This window comes from Variovorax sp. GW460-12-1-14-LB1 (assembly GCF_059423605.1).
Genome location: NZ_JBWKYF010000111.1, coordinates 1 through 16,299 on the forward strand (window position 1 = coordinate 1; position 16,299 = coordinate 16,299).

The 16,299-nt window shown below is 59.3% G+C and carries 20 protein-coding genes and 2 pseudogenes; 14 read left to right on the forward strand and 8 right to left on the reverse strand.

Annotated features, from left to right (window positions below):
• Positions 1-17 precede the first annotated feature (17 nt).
• Positions 18-278, reverse strand: a complete 261-nt coding sequence (locus tag AC07Y4_RS30975; RefSeq protein WP_495275558.1) for a hypothetical protein — start codon at positions 276-278, stop codon at positions 18-20.
• Positions 279-454: 176 nt separating this feature from the next.
• On the opposite strand from AC07Y4_RS30975, the gene AC07Y4_RS30980 reads away from it, so the two are divergent.
• Positions 455-1,033 (forward strand): AAA family ATPase, encoded by a 579-nt coding sequence (locus AC07Y4_RS30980; protein WP_495275559.1) that lies wholly within the window; start codon positions 455-457, stop codon positions 1,031-1,033.
• 72 nt (positions 1,034-1,105) lie between these two features.
• On the opposite strand, the gene AC07Y4_RS30985 is transcribed toward AC07Y4_RS30980, so the two are convergent.
• From AC07Y4_RS30985 to AC07Y4_RS30995, 3 genes are read right to left on the reverse strand one after another with little or no spacing between them, the layout of a single operon-like run.
• Positions 1,106-1,939, reverse strand: a complete 834-nt coding sequence (locus AC07Y4_RS30985; RefSeq protein ID WP_495275560.1) for an ImmA/IrrE family metallo-endopeptidase — start codon at positions 1,937-1,939, stop codon at positions 1,106-1,108.
• A complete protein-coding gene (locus tag AC07Y4_RS30990; RefSeq protein WP_495275561.1) occupies positions 1,936-2,358 on the reverse strand; it encodes a hypothetical protein in 423 nt (140 codons plus the stop codon). The genes AC07Y4_RS30985 and AC07Y4_RS30990 overlap by 4 nt, the downstream gene beginning before the upstream one ends.
• Positions 2,355-2,945, reverse strand: a complete 591-nt coding sequence (locus tag AC07Y4_RS30995; protein ID WP_495275562.1) for a hypothetical protein — start codon at positions 2,943-2,945, stop codon at positions 2,355-2,357. Before AC07Y4_RS30995 ends, AC07Y4_RS30990 begins: the two co-directional genes overlap by 4 nt.
• A 157-nt stretch (positions 2,946-3,102) precedes the next feature.
• Here AC07Y4_RS30995 and AC07Y4_RS31000 point away from each other — a divergent pair, with 157 nt between their 5' ends.
• The 3 genes from AC07Y4_RS31000 to AC07Y4_RS31010 are packed head-to-tail and all read left to right on the forward strand — an operon-like array spanning position 3,103 to position 5,058.
• Positions 3,103-3,399, forward strand: a complete 297-nt coding sequence (locus AC07Y4_RS31000; RefSeq protein WP_495275563.1) for a multiubiquitin domain-containing protein — start codon at positions 3,103-3,105, stop codon at positions 3,397-3,399.
• On the forward strand, positions 3,374-4,558 hold the full coding sequence (locus AC07Y4_RS31005; protein WP_495275564.1) for a ThiF family adenylyltransferase: 1,185 nt from the start codon (positions 3,374-3,376) through the stop codon (positions 4,556-4,558). The genes AC07Y4_RS31000 and AC07Y4_RS31005 overlap by 26 nt, the downstream gene beginning before the upstream one ends.
• On the forward strand, positions 4,555-5,058 hold the full coding sequence (locus tag AC07Y4_RS31010; RefSeq protein ID WP_495275565.1) for a ubiquitination-like system serine protease family protein: 504 nt from the start codon (positions 4,555-4,557) through the stop codon (positions 5,056-5,058). The genes AC07Y4_RS31005 and AC07Y4_RS31010 overlap by 4 nt, the downstream gene beginning before the upstream one ends.
• A 171-nt stretch (positions 5,059-5,229) precedes the next feature.
• Here the strand turns inward: AC07Y4_RS31010 and AC07Y4_RS31015 are convergent, their stop codons facing one another.
• Both AC07Y4_RS31015 and AC07Y4_RS31020 read right to left on the reverse strand, forming a co-directional pair.
• Entirely contained in the window at positions 5,230-5,997 is a 768-nt protein-coding gene (locus AC07Y4_RS31015; RefSeq protein ID WP_495275566.1) for a hypothetical protein, read from the reverse strand.
• 25 nt (positions 5,998-6,022) lie between these two features.
• Positions 6,023-6,238 (reverse strand): helix-turn-helix domain-containing protein, encoded by a 216-nt coding sequence (locus AC07Y4_RS31020; protein ID WP_495275567.1) that lies wholly within the window; start codon positions 6,236-6,238, stop codon positions 6,023-6,025.
• 818 nt (positions 6,239-7,056) lie between these two features.
• On the opposite strand from AC07Y4_RS31020, the gene AC07Y4_RS31025 reads away from it, so the two are divergent.
• On the forward strand, positions 7,057-7,668 hold the full coding sequence (locus tag AC07Y4_RS31025; RefSeq protein WP_495275568.1) for a type IV toxin-antitoxin system AbiEi family antitoxin domain-containing protein: 612 nt from the start codon (positions 7,057-7,059) through the stop codon (positions 7,666-7,668).
• A complete protein-coding gene (locus tag AC07Y4_RS31030; protein WP_495275569.1) occupies positions 7,665-8,510 on the forward strand; it encodes a nucleotidyl transferase AbiEii/AbiGii toxin family protein in 846 nt (281 codons plus the stop codon). The genes AC07Y4_RS31025 and AC07Y4_RS31030 overlap by 4 nt, the downstream gene beginning before the upstream one ends.
• 366 nt (positions 8,511-8,876) lie before the next feature.
• On the opposite strand, the gene AC07Y4_RS31035 is transcribed toward AC07Y4_RS31030, so the two are convergent.
• Entirely contained in the window at positions 8,877-9,170 is a 294-nt protein-coding gene (locus tag AC07Y4_RS31035; protein ID WP_204735960.1) for a putative quinol monooxygenase, read from the reverse strand.
• Between the two features lie 136 nt (positions 9,171-9,306).
• On the opposite strand from AC07Y4_RS31035, the gene AC07Y4_RS31040 reads away from it, so the two are divergent.
• From AC07Y4_RS31040 to AC07Y4_RS31050, 3 genes are all read left to right on the forward strand, one after another.
• Positions 9,307-10,281, forward strand: a complete 975-nt coding sequence (locus AC07Y4_RS31040) for a GlxA family transcriptional regulator (protein WP_495275570.1) — start codon at positions 9,307-9,309, stop codon at positions 10,279-10,281.
• Between the two features lie 164 nt (positions 10,282-10,445).
• Positions 10,446-10,754 carry a hypothetical protein gene (locus AC07Y4_RS31045; RefSeq protein WP_495275571.1) on the forward strand — a complete coding sequence of 103 codons (309 nt, stop codon included), beginning with the start codon at positions 10,446-10,448 and terminating at the stop codon, positions 10,752-10,754.
• A 215-nt stretch (positions 10,755-10,969) separates the two neighbouring features.
• On the forward strand, positions 10,970-12,004 hold the full coding sequence (locus tag AC07Y4_RS31050; protein WP_495275576.1) for an IS110 family RNA-guided transposase: 1,035 nt from the start codon (positions 10,970-10,972) through the stop codon (positions 12,002-12,004).
• A 67-nt stretch (positions 12,005-12,071) separates the two neighbouring features.
• Here the strand turns inward: AC07Y4_RS31050 and AC07Y4_RS31055 are convergent, their stop codons facing one another.
• Positions 12,072-12,353, reverse strand: coding sequence for a hypothetical protein (locus AC07Y4_RS31055; protein WP_495275572.1), 282 nt, complete (start codon positions 12,351-12,353; stop codon positions 12,072-12,074).
• Here AC07Y4_RS31055 and AC07Y4_RS31060 point away from each other — a divergent pair.
• The 5 genes and pseudogenes from AC07Y4_RS31060 to AC07Y4_RS31080 form a co-directional block, all read left to right on the forward strand.
• Positions 12,352-12,984, forward strand: a pseudogene (locus AC07Y4_RS31060) (transposase); the annotation flags it as partial. The gene AC07Y4_RS31055 and the pseudogene AC07Y4_RS31060 sit on opposite strands and share 2 nt — an antisense overlap.
• A gap of 227 nt (positions 12,985-13,211) precedes the next feature.
• Positions 13,212-14,561 (forward strand): IS110 family RNA-guided transposase, encoded by a 1,350-nt coding sequence (locus tag AC07Y4_RS31065; protein ID WP_495275573.1) that lies wholly within the window; start codon positions 13,212-13,214, stop codon positions 14,559-14,561.
• A pseudogene (locus tag AC07Y4_RS31070) lies at positions 14,557-15,468 on the forward strand (IS3 family transposase); the annotation flags it as partial. The gene AC07Y4_RS31065 and the pseudogene AC07Y4_RS31070, both read left to right, overlap by 5 nt.
• Before the next feature lie 65 nt (positions 15,469-15,533).
• Positions 15,534-15,728, forward strand: coding sequence for a hypothetical protein (locus tag AC07Y4_RS31075; protein ID WP_495275574.1), 195 nt, complete (start codon positions 15,534-15,536; stop codon positions 15,726-15,728).
• A 28-nt stretch (positions 15,729-15,756) separates the two neighbouring features.
• The coding region (locus tag AC07Y4_RS31080) for an amino acid ABC transporter ATP-binding protein (protein ID WP_495275575.1) at positions 15,757-16,299 on the forward strand (543 nt) is incomplete at its 3' end.

Consider the following 16,299-nt stretch of genomic DNA (forward strand, 5'->3'; position numbering starts at 1 on the left):
TCCAAGTGTGAGCACGATCAGGCGATCCTGCTCATGCTCGTGTCGTCTCGCCAGAGGGCCTTGAGGCCACGCTTACGATGGATAAGCAGGATCCTGCTGCCGTCAGGCGTCAGCACAGCCGCGCTGGACGTGACGTGCCCCTTCATGTTGGACCGCGTGAAAAGGGCAGCATCGCTGCCTAGCTGCTGCTGCAGCAACAAAAGGCTACCCGCTTCGCCGGGAAATCGACTCAAGTAGCGCGCCAACAGATCCTGCGTTTGTCGAACAATTTCAGCCATTGAAACAACTTGATCTAACGAAGGTCTACCGCTCTGAACATCGCTCGCAACAAGGGATACACCGGCAAGGTATCCTTTCCTGCACAAGGGTGCTTCGAGCCGCTATCGGTGTACAGCGGCTCGAGGCGCAAGTTTCAAACTGTGCGTCTGGAGGCAGTTTAGTGGAAACAATGGAAATGCTGGTGCTGTTGAGTGGCCCGATCGCCGTCGGGAAAACCTCGGTTCGCCAAGAGCTTCTCGCGGCCCATGGCTTCGACCACGTTCGCTCCAGCGCATACCTGAAAGAGCTGGCGCAAACGGAGGGCCGGACAAGCCTTCAAGACCTTGGCGACAGACTCGACGAAGAGACGGACTTTCGCTGGTTGCTCGACAGAGTCGCGCGCCCCGGTTTCATGGCCTCCCCCGGGCAGCAACGCTGGCTGGTCGATGCAGTCAGAAAGAAGCGCCAAGTCGAGCACTTCCGCGACGCGTACGGACCACTGGTCTTGCATGTTCATCTCACCGCCCCTGAGGAGATATTGAAACAGCGATACGCATCGAGGCTTTCAACTTCCAGCGACCAGCCCGAATACGCCATCGCCGTTGGACATGAAAATGAGACTGCGTCACGCCGTTTGATTGACATTGCTGACCTTGTACTTGACGCAAACCTGTTGACGCCGCACGGCTTGGCACAGCTCATTGTCAATGCCGGTCAAAAACGTGGCTGGGAGAGTCAAGACTCAGCCGGCGCCGACAATCACCAACGTCGCTAGCTTAGACGCGTACGCCCAAAGCACGAGCTGCCGGTCAGCGTCATGCACGAGACGAAGAGCGACACCAGCGCCTCAGCCACTTCGCGTGACGCGTGAGCCATACTCGTTGAATTTCCGATGCCCAACATGAGGATCGTAACGGGCATTGAGCATCTTGGAACCGAGATACAGAAGAACCATGATCTCGCCCGCGCGGCCAAGCATGCAGCATTCCGACATCTCGTACTGATCTGCGTCCAGGTTCTCAAACCATACCTCTGCTGGCTGTTTGCCAAGAGTAGGGCGTGATTTTCCGTTGCGCAGCAGTTCGTATGCGAAGCTGTCGTCGTCGAGTTGCTGCCGCAGCCACCAACGGGTAGGCACATCCGCTGCCGCCTTTTTCCAGCGAAGAACGCCACTCGTGTTGTAGCAAGCGAGGATCACGGGAAGGGTATTGATGTCCGCCAATCGCATGCAGGTCGCTAGTACGCTGGTAGCGAACACCTCGGACAGCCCCTCGATCTCACGAAACCCCGGCGAGCCCATCGCCTTCACGCGCGGGTTGAACATCGAGGCGGGCATCAGCAGATGGGAGGCATAGGTGTCGGCTTCCTTCTCTAGCTGGACATCAGAGGCCCAGTTCTGGTCAGGATCATCGACACGGCATCGGAAGGCCCGGCCACGATGCATGTCCCAATGCCCCAACTCATGGCCAATCGAGAATCGCTCCCGGCCCCGGACCGTCGAGCGCCTCACCGTGGCGATAGCTCGGTTGCCGACTCCCACCAGGGTAGCTTCACATCCCTGGAGGTTCTCGTAGACAACCTCCATCTCAGCATCCATTGCGATGAGATCGACATCGAGATCGCGCGGCTCTGTAATGCCAAGCCCCGCGATGCGGGCCTCAGCTCGCTGCCCCGGCGTCATTCGTTGCTACCCCCTCCGCCGGGCTTACTCGCCCTTTCCAACTGTTGAAGCTGCAGGTAAGCGCGAATCACATCCTCGTCGGCCATCTCGTCGAGTTGGCGAGCGGCAAGGGTGAATCGACCATCGTTAGCTGCCGCAGCTCGGCGAAGGACGGCTCGAGCTTCATCCGCCGTAATCTGTATCGTCGGCGCGGGATCTGCGGTGCGGGCATCCTTCTGGGCCTGAAGCTTCACGCGTGCCGCCGCCAAGCGACGACGGCCAGCTTCCGCTTTCGCCGCATCCAGTAGCTGAACACCGGTGGCCTGCACTGCTGCCGGATTCTTACCCTCGAGCACCTGCTCGTCGGTCATCTCCAAAAGTTCCGCCAGATAGGCGTCCATCAGGACCTCCATCGGATCAGGCGTGGAGTTCGCAGTCATTGGGTATTCCTCAGGTTCGAAACGGTTTCGAGCTTTCGCTCCAGCCGCTTTCGCGCCGCGTCGTAGCGTTTCATGTCAAAGCCCAGATCCTCGGCTGCAGCCTTGCCACGGATGCCCTCGGACCAGGCCATGAGCACCATTTGTGCATCTTCGTCGTCAGCCACCAAACTCTCGATCGCCGCCAACTGACTCCTGCCTGCGGCGATCCTTTCGGGCGAACGCTCATCAATGGCAACGACACCTGGCACGTGATCTTCGTCTTCCGCATCATCGACGCCGAGGTCGACAGTTGCAAATCGATCGATGGGGGCACCGGCCTGCTTCTTTCTGTCGTTGCTGGCCAAACTGTGCAGGACGTTTTTCAACGTCTGCAACGCAGAGACGCCCCGGCGCCAAACCCGCTCGCCCGCGAGTAGCTTGGCCAGCGCCTCCGAAAGCAGCGACTCGCCAGTCCAGTCCGCCAGTCCGCCCACTCGGAAACGGGCCAAGCGCAAGGCTCGCTCGCAGTCTGCGGGGGACAGTGCACGCAGCGCGGCCTCGACCTCTGCGAGGCTCAGTCTGTCATCTGCAGTTGGAGGTAAAGACATCGGTGTTCTCTCCAAAGCCTGGACTCCTGGCGAACCCGCCACGGACGATGGATGGAAATTTTTTTACTGCGCGTCCACAGCGGCCGATTCAAGAGTCCTCTCTAGCAAGCGGGCCTCATTAGTCGATGGAACGCGCAAACCAGTGAAGGAATTATCCATGCAGGATCCTGCAAACACCGATCGGGCGGAACCCGAAGGCAATGGTCACCAGCCGAGCAAGTCGACCACCATCATCGTCAACGGCCGTCCCAAGGAGGTGACGGCCAAGGAACTGAGCTTCGTAGAAGTCGTTCGGCTGGCGTTCGACGATGCCGTCTTCAACGAGACCACGATCTACACGGTCACCTTCAAGCGTGGCCACGGCAACAAGCCGGAGGGCACGCTGGTCGAGGGTGAGTCGGTCAAGGTGAAGGAAGGGATGATCTTCAATGTCGCACGCACTGATAAGTCGTAATCCCGATCTGCAGCACCTGCAAAACGACGGCTACGAGGTGGAGGTTCGCAGCAACCACCTCCTGGTGCATTCAGTGCCGTACGTCAATGCCAAGGGCGAGGTCGCCCTTGGCAGCCTGGTGTCGGACCTCACGATGGCAGGTGACCTCACGACCCGCCCAGGCAGTCATGTGGCCATGTTCATCGGCGATCACCCCTGCAACAAGGATGGCAGCGAGATCCAGCAAATCAAGCACAACAGCGGCCACATGGCCCTGGCGCCGGACCTCGTTGCGCTCCACTCTTTTTCCAACAAGCCGCCACAGGGCTACGCCGACTACTACGAGAAGATGTCTCGCTACATCGAGATCATCAGTGCACCTGCCAGATCACTGCAGCCAGACGTGACGGCGCGCACGTACTGCGTCATCGAGGCGAAGGCGCACGACGAGGGGGTTTTTCACTACCTGGATACGGCCTCCAGCAGGGCCGGTATCGGCGCAGTCGCCGTCAAAATGGCTATGCGCCGCGTGGCTATCGTTGGCCTGGGCGGCACCGGCTCTTATGTTCTGGACCTTGTAGTCAAGACACCTGTGAGCGAGATCCACCTCTACGATGCAGACCTGTTTCTGCAACACAATGCCTTTCGGGCACCGGGGGCGGCGTCGATCGAGCAGTTGCGAGAACGCCCCAGCAAAGTGGCGTACCACCAGGGCAACTACGCAAAGATGCGCCGAGGGATCGTCTCGCACCAGGAATACATCGGTGAGGAGAACGTCGCAGAACTACAAGGCTTCGATTTCGTTTTCCTGTGCATGGACACGGGTCCTACCAAGAAGCTCATCGTCGACGCGCTGCAGGCTGTCGACACGCCCTTTATCGACACGGGGATGGATGTACAGATGCTCGAAGACAGCCTGCAGCTCTTTGCCGTCTGCCGAGTGACTACCAGCACCAGCGCAAAGCGCGACCACATGGCGAGACGAGTGTCGTATGCACCGGCGGGCGAAGGCGGCGACTACGAGCGCAATATCCAGATTGCAGACCTGAACGCGCTGACCGCAGTCATGGCGGTGATCCGTTGGAAGAAGTTCTGCGGTTTCTATCAAGATCTCGAGAGCGAGCATGACAGCACCTACACGACAAACTGTCACCTGCTGACCGGGGATGAACGCGTATGAGCAGGAAGGTCTGGTCCAGGCAAGCGCTGTCGCACGAGTTCGTTCAGTACATCCCCGAGCAACTTCAGGAGGGCGTTCTGTACATTTCCACGACCTATGCGACTGCAGCCCATCGGTGCTTCTGCGGCTGCGGCCGGGAGGTGGTCACGCCACTGTCGCCGACCGATTGGACGCTGTCTTTCAACGGCGAGACGGTGTCGTTGTCGCCGTCGATTGGTAATTGGAGTTTGCCCTGCAGGTCTCACTATTGGATTCAGGACAATCGCATCGAATGGTCCGGTGAAATGACTCAGAAGGCCATCGACGCTGGCCGGTCCAAAGATCAGCAGCTCAAGTCGACGTACTTCGATATTCGGCGAGCGTCGCTTGAGAAGCAGCCGCGCCCTATCGACGCAACTGCTGCATGTTCCGAGGTTCGCGATGCGCTTCATGTTGTCACGAAGGTCGGTCGCGACGGGCCGTTTGCCAAGCTTCTTTCTTGGCTGCGCTCTTTCACCTAGGGAAAGCACGCGGTCGGAAAACATCAAAATGCATGGCCAACTGAGTGTCGACCCCGTAGATATCTGGGGCTTCTTTCCAGTGTCGGCACGAGACACGCCTTGATGCTTCACCGATTGCTCTGGCCTATCGCGCGAGTAGCTTCTCGTGGATGCATCGCGCAACGATTCAGTTTAGGTTTTCCGCCTTGGAATCGGCTTCGACCTCTTGACCACGTCGACCATTGTTCGCATGTCGTCGCTGCTTGCAAAGTCGGTCGCAAGAACGTGCAATTTTTGCGAACTCGCGAGTGACGATTGCTCTATCAGCGCGGCAAACGCCGGCTGCCCAACGCGCATTACTGCCACGGCGCGACCGAATGGAAGCTCGAAGCACGTCGCGCCGTGCAGGAGCTTCGGCACTGGGCTGATCAGACTTTCGGCGACGTCCTTGATGCGCCCCTCGGCACGCCGCACAGTGAGCATGCAAGAGAAGTGCTTCCGGTCCACGTCGACGCCAGGCTGCAGCACGGACTTTGCCGCCTCCGCCAAGTGGTCTCCCAAGTCGACTTTTCGGAAGAATGGTTGCGTAGAAACAGATGCACGCCAGGCAACGGACACAAAGAAGCGAAGGAGCTTCATCTGGTCCACTTGTCTCGACTCGAAGCCTCGCAGTACCCCTCCCTCCATCACCGGCATGAAGAGGCTTGAAAAGTCCTGAAGGAGCACTTGGATGCCGTAGTCGTCGACCTCTTGAAACAGCTTCTCGCACTCAGGGCACAGGATGGTCTGGTCGTAGACCCCCACAGGCGCGCGACGCGGGAAGAATCCGACCTGGCGCGATAAGAGATATGGTGGCTCCTGTATTGGTCCCGCCTTCCCCTCTCTCCAGAACGCCGCCGGGACGATGTGCGACTTGGCGAGCTTCGCCTTTTCTTGAAGGCATAGTCGGCACAACGGCATCCTGAAATCTTGCGCTCGTTGTGCGCTACCTGGACGCCAGTTGTTCAGCAGCTTCTCGCGAACTCAATTGCTTCACCCGAGCAAGGATTTCGATCTGTGCTGCTCGGGGTCGCGCCTTCCCCTGCTCCCAGTGATAGATGGTCTGCCCGGACACGCCGACCAATAGACCGTAACTCGCGGCAGACAGTCCGAGCTTTGCGCGATGTGCCGCCAACCTGGCGGCACTGAATCGACGCTTCATTCCTCCAGAGCCCTCCTTGTCCGAATCGGGCGCTGTGGTTGGTGAACGCGTGCCCGCTTTCGCAACGCGACGCAACTCCTTCTCTAGCGCATTCACTTGGCCCCCGAAGACTTGAATCTGCCATCGCCGTATTCCGAACCTACATCCTTGAGGAGCTCCTACTAGCCAGTCTTCTCGTTCAGGCCTTCACTCGCTTTCGCTGACCACATCAGTGGTGGACCGGATCGAGACGCTCTGGAAGATCTCGCAAAGACGTGCATCGACGAGTCATGTCGCGTGCCGAACCACCATGAGTTGAACCCATGCCCCATAGCAGCCCTGACTGACCTCGTGATGCGCCAAGATTCAAATGAGCCGCCAAGTCTCGCTTCTCGTCTGGCCGTATCGCTCGACGCTTCTAAGCCCGCTTGGCCGTCCATTTGCTTGCGGTAGGCCCGTGACCCGCTCGCCTTGCTTCGTGGAAACGCGTTGCTCCGCGATGATCTCACTTGCCTACATGGTGCCTACACGACGCCAGAAAGCAAAAAGCCCAACCTAAGAAGGCTGGGCTATCTACTTGATCCTAAAAGGAAATTTGGTGGCCTGGGGCTGGTTCGAAAAACCCTCCGCAACCCGCGCCAACACTCACTTTTCCCTGACTGTCCTGGTTCCTGGGTACACCGTTGGGTACACCAGACCAGTAGCAGCGATTCGGTTCCGGTTTGGAACCTGATCGCTATCCCGAATTATCCCACTCACCAGCGTGATGCGGTAGCCGCTTGCGTTGCATTTTTTCCTCATTTGTTGACAAGTAACTAGTAAATGCAACAGACTCCAGCATGGGATCTATCTCAACACGCGAACAAGCCGTCCTGGCGCTGGCCGGACAGCGGCCGCTACTGCGCGCGCGTGATCTGGCAGCGCACGGCCTTCCGACGATGGCGCTTAGCCGGCTGGTCGCCGCAGGCCGGCTCGACCGAATCGCCCGAGGCGTCTACAGCCTGCCGGGGCGCACACTCAGCGAGCACCGCTCTCTTGCAGAAGCAACCCTTCGCGTGCCGCAAGGCGTCGTCTGCCTGCTCTCGGCACTGCGCGTCCATGGGATCGGCACGCAGGCGCCATTCGAAGTGTGGATCGCAATCCCCCGCAACTCGCCAACGCCCAGGCTCGACCAGCCTGCGCTGCGCGCCATCCGCATGTCCGGCCCCGCGCTGTCCGAAGGCATCGAGCCCATGCAGATCGATGGCGTCAGCGTGCCGGTCTTCAACGCAGCCAAGACCATTGCCGACTGCTTCAAATTCCGCAACAAGATCGGCCTGGACGTGGCGCTGGAAGCGCTGCGCGACGGATGGGCACAGCGCAAGGTGACAGTCGATGCGCTCTGGCACTACGCCACGATCGACCGCGTGTCCAATGTGATGCGCCCCTACCTTGAAAGCGTCACCACGTGAGCCGCAACATCGCAGCCTCGATCCGCGCTCGCTTGAAGCAACATGCGGATGCCAAGAAGCAGGACTTCAACCTGACGCTTACCCACTATGGGCTTGAGCGCCTGCTGTACCGGTTGTCCATCTCGCCCCATGCGTCCAACTACCTGCTCAAGGGAGCGCTGCTGTTTTCGCTCTGGTACGACCAGCCGCATCGGCCCACACGCGACGCCGACCTGTTGGGGTTCGGTCCAGACGACGTCGAATCGGCGGTTAGAGCCTTCCATGAGATCTGCCAGATCGCAGCGGAGGATGGGATCGTCTTCGATGCTGCCTCGGTGCAAGGGACCGTCATCCGCAAGGAAGCCGGCTACGGCGGCGTGCGGGTCGACCTGCGAGCGACGCTGGACGGCGCGCGCATCGCTCTGCAGGTAGACATTGGCTTCGGCGATGCAGTGACTCCAGCGCCAGAGGCTGTCAGTTACCCGGTGCTGCTCGATGACTTGCCCGCCCCGCAATTGCGCAGCTACCCCAAGTACACCGTGGTGGCCGAGAAGTTCCATGCAGTCTGCCTCCTGGGCATGGTCAACACCCGAATGAAGGACTACTTCGATCTCTGGGTGCTGATGACCGAGGGAACGCTGGACACGACCGAACTGCAGCGTGCCATTGTGGCCACGTTCGAGCGTCGGAAACTCGCGATGCCCAGCAGCCTTCCTACTGGATTGAGCGATAGCTTCTCTGACGACGGGGCGAAGAAGTCGCAATGGGCGGCATTCTTGAAGAAGAACCGACTTGAAGCCATAGATCTGGCGGATGTTGTGACACGGCTGCGAGAAGAGTTCGAGAAGTGCGGCGTCTTCTGACGCTTCCAGTCAAGCTCACTTAACGACCTCCCGACGCGGCCGCTGGATCAAGTTGATGTGTCGGATGCAGAGTGAGCATCTGGCTCGGCGGGCCACCAGTCTGGCGGCCAGTAGGCGGATTGAAAGCCCGATAGGACCAGCTGCTCGAGGAAGGCGATGTCCTTGCAAAAGCTGAACATGGATTCAGGGACTTGCCCGTTACGCGGGTACTTCAATTCCAACGCGCTGAGACGTTCGGCCCCGGAGGTCACTGCAATGTCGATCTCTCGCTTTTCAAAGCTTCTTGTGAAACGGCTGCAAGCTCACCGCCGAAACAGATCGGCAGCGACAAAACCCGTAGCTCCTTCGGCGCTTCGCCGCTCAGCACTATTTGACCGCCACAACATCCCAGCGTTCGATCACTACTGGTTTCGCGAGAAGCTCGTCCGCATGCTTCATGAGCGCTGCGGCGATAGGCCCATTGAGGTGGGCGGCTCGACCATCTTCGGCTTCGAAAGCGTCGAAGATTGCGAAACTGCTGGGACCGAATTTCAAGGCATACCAGACCGGCGTACCGGTCTCCGCTCGTGCAAGTGGAAGCGCTCCTTTAAGGAACTCCTCTAGCGCGGCTTCCTTACCAGGCTTGGCATCGAGCCGAACAAACAAACCCATCTGCGTCATCTTGATGATCTCCTAAGGTGAATGGTTGAGGTTTGTGCTGCCAGGACATTTCAATGATCGGCTGCACACCCAAATCTAGCATCGCAACGCCATAAGGGGAATTGGCAAGATTGCCAATTATGATACCATTCTCGCCATGATGACATCAACGACAATTTTGGCACTCGATGGCGTGTTCGATACAGGGCTGGCGGCGATACAGGACACCCTTGCGACTGCACGCGACTTGGCTCCCCCTGGCTCCAACGACGCGTGGAAAGCGCAAGTTCTCAGCATCCGCCGCGTAGCACATACCGCGCATGGCCTTGCCATCCCCACCATGCAGGCAGAAGCTCGCTCAAATCCTGAATTTGTGTTTGTCCCAGCCTTGGGTGCCAAGACGGAGGAAGGAATCGAGAAAGCCCTTGCCCATCCGGACGTGCGCCGCGCTGGCGAACTGTTAGGGCGCTGGCAATCGCAAGGAGCCACCATTGCGGCCGCGTGTACGGGGACGTTTGTCTTGGCCGAGGCGGGATTACTCAACGGGCAAGAGGCCACCACAAGTTGGTGGCTCGCTCCCTTCTTTCGCTCGCGCTATCCCGGTGTCACGCTCGATGACAGTCGTTCACTCATACCAGGGAATGCTGTCGTTACCGCAGGCGCGGTGTTGGCACATTTCGACCTGGCGCTTTGGTTCGTTCGTCAACGCAGTCCAGAATTAGCTGACACAGTCGCACGTTACCTCATGCTAGACCCCCGGTCGCCTCAGTCCACCTATGCCATTCCCGACCATTTGCGTCACACGGACCGGTTGGTGATGCTCTTCGAAAAGTGGGCTCGTCAAAACCTCGATGCGGGCTTCTCCTTGGGACGGGCTGCGACCTTTGTCGGCACGAGCGAGCGGACCTTATCTCGCCGGCTTTACACGATCTTGGGTCGTTCGCCCCTGGCATACTTCCAAGACCTTCGTGTTGAGCGAGCAACTTATCTGCTGAAAACGACCCAGCTGAGCATTGACGAGGTCGCAACACGTACCGGCTACGACAACGGGGCCACGCTCCGCACGCTGTTACGCCGAAAGACTGGCCGCACCGCGTCGGAGATCCGACGCTCAAACCAATTCGGAACGTAGATGCGCAAAGCGCGAACCTAAAACGGAGAACCGTCCTGTGCCCTTAACCCTCTACGACGCCAGTGTCGGCAGGGCGGTGGCCAGGTTGAGTTGAAGTGCGAGACGTTGCGCTCGAATTGGACCTTGCAGCCTGGCAGCGAGGCGCGGAGAAATATTCCCAGCTCATGCTGCAGGCTGAACTCGTTGTAAATCTCGATCTCGCCGCGCCCAACGGCCTGCGCGAAATCAGCAATCTGCCGGTCCAGGTCCATGCCTTCTATCCCCGGATCGTGATCTCGACGGCATCCGGCTTCACGCCGAAAGTCGCAGCCAGCGCCTTCTTGGCCTCGGCGATGGTCAACATCGCGGGCGACGCCTGGCCAGCTGTCGCGCTCGCCGGCGTCGAGGTCGTCGACGTCGCCGGCGTAGTGGTCGGCATCGGTTCAAAGTTCAAGGTTGCCGGGTCGATCCCCAGCTCCTCGAGCGTGGTGTAGCGAACCGGGTTGCGCCACTGCTTCCACACGTCGGGCACGTCCACGCGAGCGAACTCGCTGATAGCGATCATCCAACGCTCGCCACCTTCGTACTCGTCGGCCTCTCTGATGGCTTGTTGGCGCCGACCAATGGGATGGACGCCCCCACCCGTAACGGCATCGACGTGCCAAAGTGGAAGCGTTGATCAACCACTTGAACCGAAAGGGGCGTCCACCTGAAGATTACGACTGTTGGCATCGATTTGGCAAAGAGTGTGTTCCAGGTCCACGGCATCGATCAGCAGGGCAAGGTGATGCTGAAGAAGCAACTCAAGCGAGCCCAGATGGCACCGTTCTTTGTCAACTTGCCGCCGTGCCTGATCGGCATGGAGGCCTGTGGTAGTGCTCATCACTGGGCGCGCAAACTGCAGTCAATGGGGCATACCGTGCGCTTGATGGCTCCGCAGTTCGTCAAGCCCTACGTCAAGACCAACAAGAACGATGCTGCCGACGCTGAAGCGATTGCTGAGGCTGTCGCCCGGCCGAACATGCGCTTTGTGCCCATCAAGGATGTCGAGCAGCAGGCCGTGCTCGCGCTGCACCGGGTGCGGCAGGGATTTGTGAAGGCACGCACGGCGCAAGGCAACCAGATCCGTGGCCTTCTTGCCGAATTCGGAATCATCATCCCGCAAGGAATCAGCAACATTGCTGCGCGTGTGCCGGAACTGGTCGAGGATGCCAGCAACGAGTTGCCGGGCGCGTTTCGAGTGCTCGTGCAACGTTTGCTGGATCATCTCAAAGAACTCGATCGCCAAGTCGATGAGCTCGAAGTTCAGATTCAGGCATGGCATCGCAACAGTGTTCTCAGCACCAAGATCGCACAGGTTCCTGGCATCGGCCCCATCAGCGCCAGCGCGCTGATTGCCTCCATCGGAGACGCGAGGAACTTCGACAATGGTCGTCAACTGGCAGCATGGCTGGGCCTTGTTCCAAAGCAGCATTCCACCGGCGGCAGATCCAATCTGCTGAGCATCAGCAAGCGCGGGGATACCTACCTTCGAACACTCCTGATACACGGTGCGAGATCGGTGATCTATCACGCCGCGAAAAAACCAGAGTCCTGCAGTTGGGTCAGCGCCGTGGTGAGCCGGCGAAACAAGAACGTGGCAGCAGTTGCATTGGCCAACAAGAACGCACGCATCGTCTGGGCGTTGTTAGCCCATGACCGGCGTTACGAGGTAGGCTACCCACGAACGGTTGAGGCCACCTGAATCACATTGAGACGACAGCAAAGCAAGAACAAAGACAGGGAGAACAAACCTCCGATTGCTCAGGCGATCATGAAGTGATGGCAAGACAGGTCAGACCGTGGTTGGCAAAGCCCGCAGTTTCCGAAGCACGCAAAGTGCGCCCGACCGATAGAGGCGTCAACCAGCGAATCCCATCAGGGACCGCGGCGCAAGCCGCAATCAAGTCCGAATGTACGGGTGCAATCTTTTCCTTCGAGCCGCCATGAATTGAAAGCCTGGCAAATTCCGGGGCCGTCCATGTACGAAAACTGAGCCACTTATGAGGGTTGGGGGTGCGGCGGAAAACTTGGACTACCAGGAGGTAGTTCATGTATTCATACGAAGACCGCATCCGAGCGGTCACGCTCTACATCAAGCTGGGCAAGCGCACCGGGGCGACTATCCGCCAGTTGGGCTACCCGACGAAGAACTCTTTGAAGAGCTGGCATGAGGAGTACGAGCGGCGCCTGGACCTGTCGTCCGGCTACGTGCGCTCGAAGCCGAAGTATTCTCAAATTCAGAAGGAGCAGGCTGTCAAACACTACGCCGAGCACGGGCGCTGCATCGCCTCCACGGTCAAGGCGTTGGGCTATCCGTGCCGCGATTTGCTGCGTGCCTGGATTGATGAACTGGACCCCAACTCCCGGCAGCGCATTGTCGGCAGGGCCGTCAGTGCACCTCGGCCGCCGCAACTGAAGAAGCTGGCGGTCCTCGAACTGTGCACTCGTGAGGGAAGTGCGCAGGTGGTTGCTCAGAAGCTTGGTGTGAGCAGGCCGACGTTGTACAACTGGAAGAACCAGCTTCTGGGACGTGAGGCACCCGCATCCATGAAACACACCAATCAGTCCCCACGGGCTCAAGAGCGCGACGAGCTCGAGCGCGAGGTTGAGGCGTTGCGCCGCGAAGTCAGGCAACTGCGCCTTGAGCAGGACCTCTTGAACAAGGCCAATGAACTGTTAAAAAACGTCCATCGTGGCGTCGCCCCGTCCCAGTGGCAAGAAACACTGGGAGGCCTACACTGATCTGGTCGGACTGTGGCCGTCATCTTTTTGGAGGCGTTTGTCCCCGTCAAAAAACGTGGTCCTTGGGGATCTTGCGGACCCAGCTGTGGTGGCGCCTTTGGCGACCCCGTTTAGGAAATTGATTTATTCCGCTCCCCTGTCTGGCGCAATACCTACAGGAGGTTGTTATGTCCAAGAGTGGGAAGGCGATCGGTCTGCCGATCATCAACGCAAGAGCCGCCGGAATCGACATTGGCTCGCGCATTCAAGTTGCGGCTGTACCACCGGAGCTGAGCGACGAGCCGGTGCAGACGTTCCAGAGCTTTACAGGTGATATCGAACGCATGGCCGATTGGCTGGTGTCGCTGGGGATAAAGACGGTGGCGATGGAGTCCACCGGCGTGTACTGGATTCCCGTGTACGAGATCCTGGAGGATCGTGGGTTGGTGGTTGTGCTGGCCAACGCGCGAGACTGCAAGGCCGTGCCAGGCCGCAAGAGCGACGTCAACGATGCCCAGTGGATTCAGCGCCTGCATGCCTGCGGATTGCTGCGCGCCAGCTTCCATCCGGCGCGAGACATTGCAGCACTGCGTGCTTACATGCGAATTCGGGACCGGCATCTGGAATACGCGGCGGCCCACCTGCAGCACATGCAGAAGGCGCTGACGCTGATGAACCTCCAACTGCATCATGTCCTCAGCGACATCAGTGGCGTGACCGGCTTGAAGATCATCCGTGCGATCGTTTCCGGGGAAAGAGACCCCGACGTTCTCGCGTCCATGCGCGACGTTCGCTGCCATGAGAGTATCCAAACCATACGTGCAGCGCTGGTCGGCAACTATCAGCCCGAGCACGTGTTCGCACTGTCACAGGCCATGACGCTGTTCGATGTGTACCAGGCTCGTATCGCCGACTGCGACAAGCAGATTGAGAACTCGTTGCAGCTGCTGAACGCTGATCGTCCAAAGCCGCAAGCGCTGCTGCCGGCCCCACGCACGAAGACAAAGCAAGCCAACGCACCAAAGTTCGACGCGCGGTCGATGCTGCACCAGCTCACTGGCACCGACCTGACCTTGATTCATGGCATCGGGCCCAGCATCGCGCTATCGTTGGTCGCCGAGTGCGGAACGGACCTGAGCAAATGGCCCACCGAGAAGCACTTCACATCGTGGCTGTGCTTGTCGCCGGGCTGCAAGATCAGCGGCGGCAAAGTGCTCTCCTCCCATACCCGCAAAAGTTCCAGTCGCTTGGCTTCGCAGTTGCGCTTGGTGGCAGTGAATGTCGGGCGCACGGAGACGGCTCTCGGCGCGTTCTATCGACGCCTGGCAGCTCGCATCGGCAAAGCCAAAGCGGTGACGGCTACGGCTCGCAAGATCGCCATCCTCTTCTACCGCACGATGCGCTTCGGCATGCAATACGTAGACCCTGGTGTCGACCAATACGAGCAGCGGTATCGCGAACGCGTGGTCAAGCAACTTCAACGGCGCGCCGCCCACTTTGGCCTCTCCCTGCAGCCGACCGAGGTTGGTGTTTCTTAGGAAAGGCCTGGGCGTCGATCTGCAGCTCCTGTCCAACCGGGAGAAGACACTGCTGATTGACGCCCTCAAGGAGCATTACGGCTTGCCAGAGCTCCTTGCACAGTTGGGCATTGCACGTAGCTCGTACTTCTACCATCGGGCCCGCGCAGTGGTGGGCGACAAGTACCTCCAAGTGCGGCAGTCCATCACCGAGATCTTTGAGTCGAACCACCGTTGTTACGGCTACCGCAGGCTGCAGGCTTCGTTGACCAGGCAGCAGGTCAACATCTCGGAGAAAGTGGTGCAGCGGCTGATGAAGCAGGAGCGCCTGGTTGTTCCAATGCACAAGAAGCGCAGATACGCCTCGTACCTGGGGGAGATCAGTCCAGCACCAGAGAACATCATCAACCGCGACTTCCAGGCTGCGGCACCCAATGAGAAGTGGCTCACGGACATCACAGAGTTCCAGATCCCCGCCGGCAAGGTTTACCTGTCGCCGATCATCGATTGCTTCGACGGCATGGTGGTGAGCTGGACCATTGGCACGAGCCCTGACGCTGAGCTGGTCAATACCATGCTGGATGCAGCCATCGAGACGGTGACGGACACCGCTGACCGGCCTGTGGTCCACTCCGATCGGGGCGGCCACTACCGCTGGCCAGGTTGGCTATCAAGAATGAACGACGCGAACCTCACACGCTCGATGTCTCGCAAAGCGTGCTCACCTGATAACGCCGCTTGCGAAGGCTTCTTCGGGCGGCTGAAGAACGAGCTGTTCTATCCTCGGGATTGGAAGAACGCCACCATTGAGCAATTCATCGCGGCGGTCGACTCGTACATCCGCTGGTACAACGAGAAGCGGATCAAGATCTCCCTTGGCTCTCTCAGCCCTATCGAATACCGGGTGAGCCTTGGACTTGCAACATAAAACCAGTCCAAGTTTTTATCCGCACCCCCAACTGGTCAAGACTGCATCGGCACTAACACATCGCCTTGCTCAAAGACACGTCGCTCGTCTACGTGATCAGCCTGAACGACTTTCTCGGGGCGGCAAGCAAGGTGGGCCAGCGCGATGGGCGCGTGGTCGAGGTCTACATCCTTGTCGCGGTCGTCTACCTGGTCTTGTGCACGGCGGGTGCATGGTGGGACACCTGGCTGCAGCGGCGTAAGACCGCATCGACCGCCTGAATGGCTGATGAACCAGCGAATGAAAACAATGATCGACATTGACAACGTCTCCAAGTGGTACGGCAGGTTCGCGGTGCTCACCGACTGCAGTACGCGCATCGGCGAGGGCGAAGTGGTCGTGGTCTGCGGCCCCTCGGGTTCGGGCAAATCGACGCTAATCAAGACGGTGAATGCGCTCGAGCCGATCCAGCGCGGCAGCATCACGGTCAACGGCGTCGCAGTGACTCATCCGAAGACCGATTTGCCCAAGCTGCGCAGCCGCGTCGGCATGGTGTTCCAGCATTTCGAATTGTTCCCGCACCTGAGCGTGACCGACAACCTCGCGCTGGCACAGGTTCAGGTGCTCAGGCGCTCGCGCTCCGAGGCCGTCGAGCGCGGACTTCGCATGCTCGACCGCGTGGACCTCGCGACCCACAAGGACAAGTTCCCGGGCCAGCTTTCCGGCGGCCAGCAGCAGCGTGTCGCGATTGCGCGGGCACTGTCGATGGACCCGATTGTTGATTTCCATGGAATCCTGACCCGCGATTTCCATCGAATATTGACCCACCCTCTTTGCGAGCCAGCCGGCTCA

Coding starts and splice junctions, on each gene's coding strand:
- AC07Y4_RS30980 (WP_495275559.1), top strand. CDS start 455: ATGCTGGTGCTGTTGAGTGGCCCGATCGCCGTCGGGAAAACCTCGGTT.
- AC07Y4_RS31010 (WP_495275565.1), top strand. CDS start 4,555: ATGAGCAGGAAGGTCTGGTCCAGGCAAGCGCTGTCGCACGAGTTCGTT.
- AC07Y4_RS31055 (WP_495275572.1), bottom strand. CDS start 12,353: ATGAACTACCTCCTGGTAGTCCAAGTTTTCCGCCGCACCCCCAACCCT.
- AC07Y4_RS30975 (WP_495275558.1), bottom strand. CDS start 278: ATGGCTGAAATTGTTCGACAAACGCAGGATCTGTTGGCGCGCTACTTG.
- AC07Y4_RS31015 (WP_495275566.1), bottom strand. CDS start 5,997: ATGCCGTTGTGCCGACTATGCCTTCAAGAAAAGGCGAAGCTCGCCAAG.
- AC07Y4_RS31025 (WP_495275568.1), top strand. CDS start 7,057: ATGGGATCTATCTCAACACGCGAACAAGCCGTCCTGGCGCTGGCCGGA.
- AC07Y4_RS30990 (WP_495275561.1), bottom strand. CDS start 2,358: ATGACTGCGAACTCCACGCCTGATCCGATGGAGGTCCTGATGGACGCC.
- AC07Y4_RS30995 (WP_495275562.1), bottom strand. CDS start 2,945: ATGTCTTTACCTCCAACTGCAGATGACAGACTGAGCCTCGCAGAGGTC.
- AC07Y4_RS31065 (WP_495275573.1), top strand. CDS start 13,212: ATGTCCAAGAGTGGGAAGGCGATCGGTCTGCCGATCATCAACGCAAGA.
- AC07Y4_RS31000 (WP_495275563.1), top strand. CDS start 3,103: ATGCAGGATCCTGCAAACACCGATCGGGCGGAACCCGAAGGCAATGGT.
- AC07Y4_RS31045 (WP_495275571.1), top strand. CDS start 10,446: ATGCTGCAGGCTGAACTCGTTGTAAATCTCGATCTCGCCGCGCCCAAC.
- AC07Y4_RS30985 (WP_495275560.1), bottom strand. CDS start 1,939: ATGACGCCGGGGCAGCGAGCTGAGGCCCGCATCGCGGGGCTTGGCATT.
- AC07Y4_RS31005 (WP_495275564.1), top strand. CDS start 3,374: ATGTCGCACGCACTGATAAGTCGTAATCCCGATCTGCAGCACCTGCAA.
- AC07Y4_RS31035 (WP_204735960.1), bottom strand. CDS start 9,170: ATGACGCAGATGGGTTTGTTTGTTCGGCTCGATGCCAAGCCTGGTAAG.
- AC07Y4_RS31040 (WP_495275570.1), top strand. CDS start 9,307: ATGATGACATCAACGACAATTTTGGCACTCGATGGCGTGTTCGATACA.
- AC07Y4_RS31020 (WP_495275567.1), bottom strand. CDS start 6,238: ATGAAGCGTCGATTCAGTGCCGCCAGGTTGGCGGCACATCGCGCAAAG.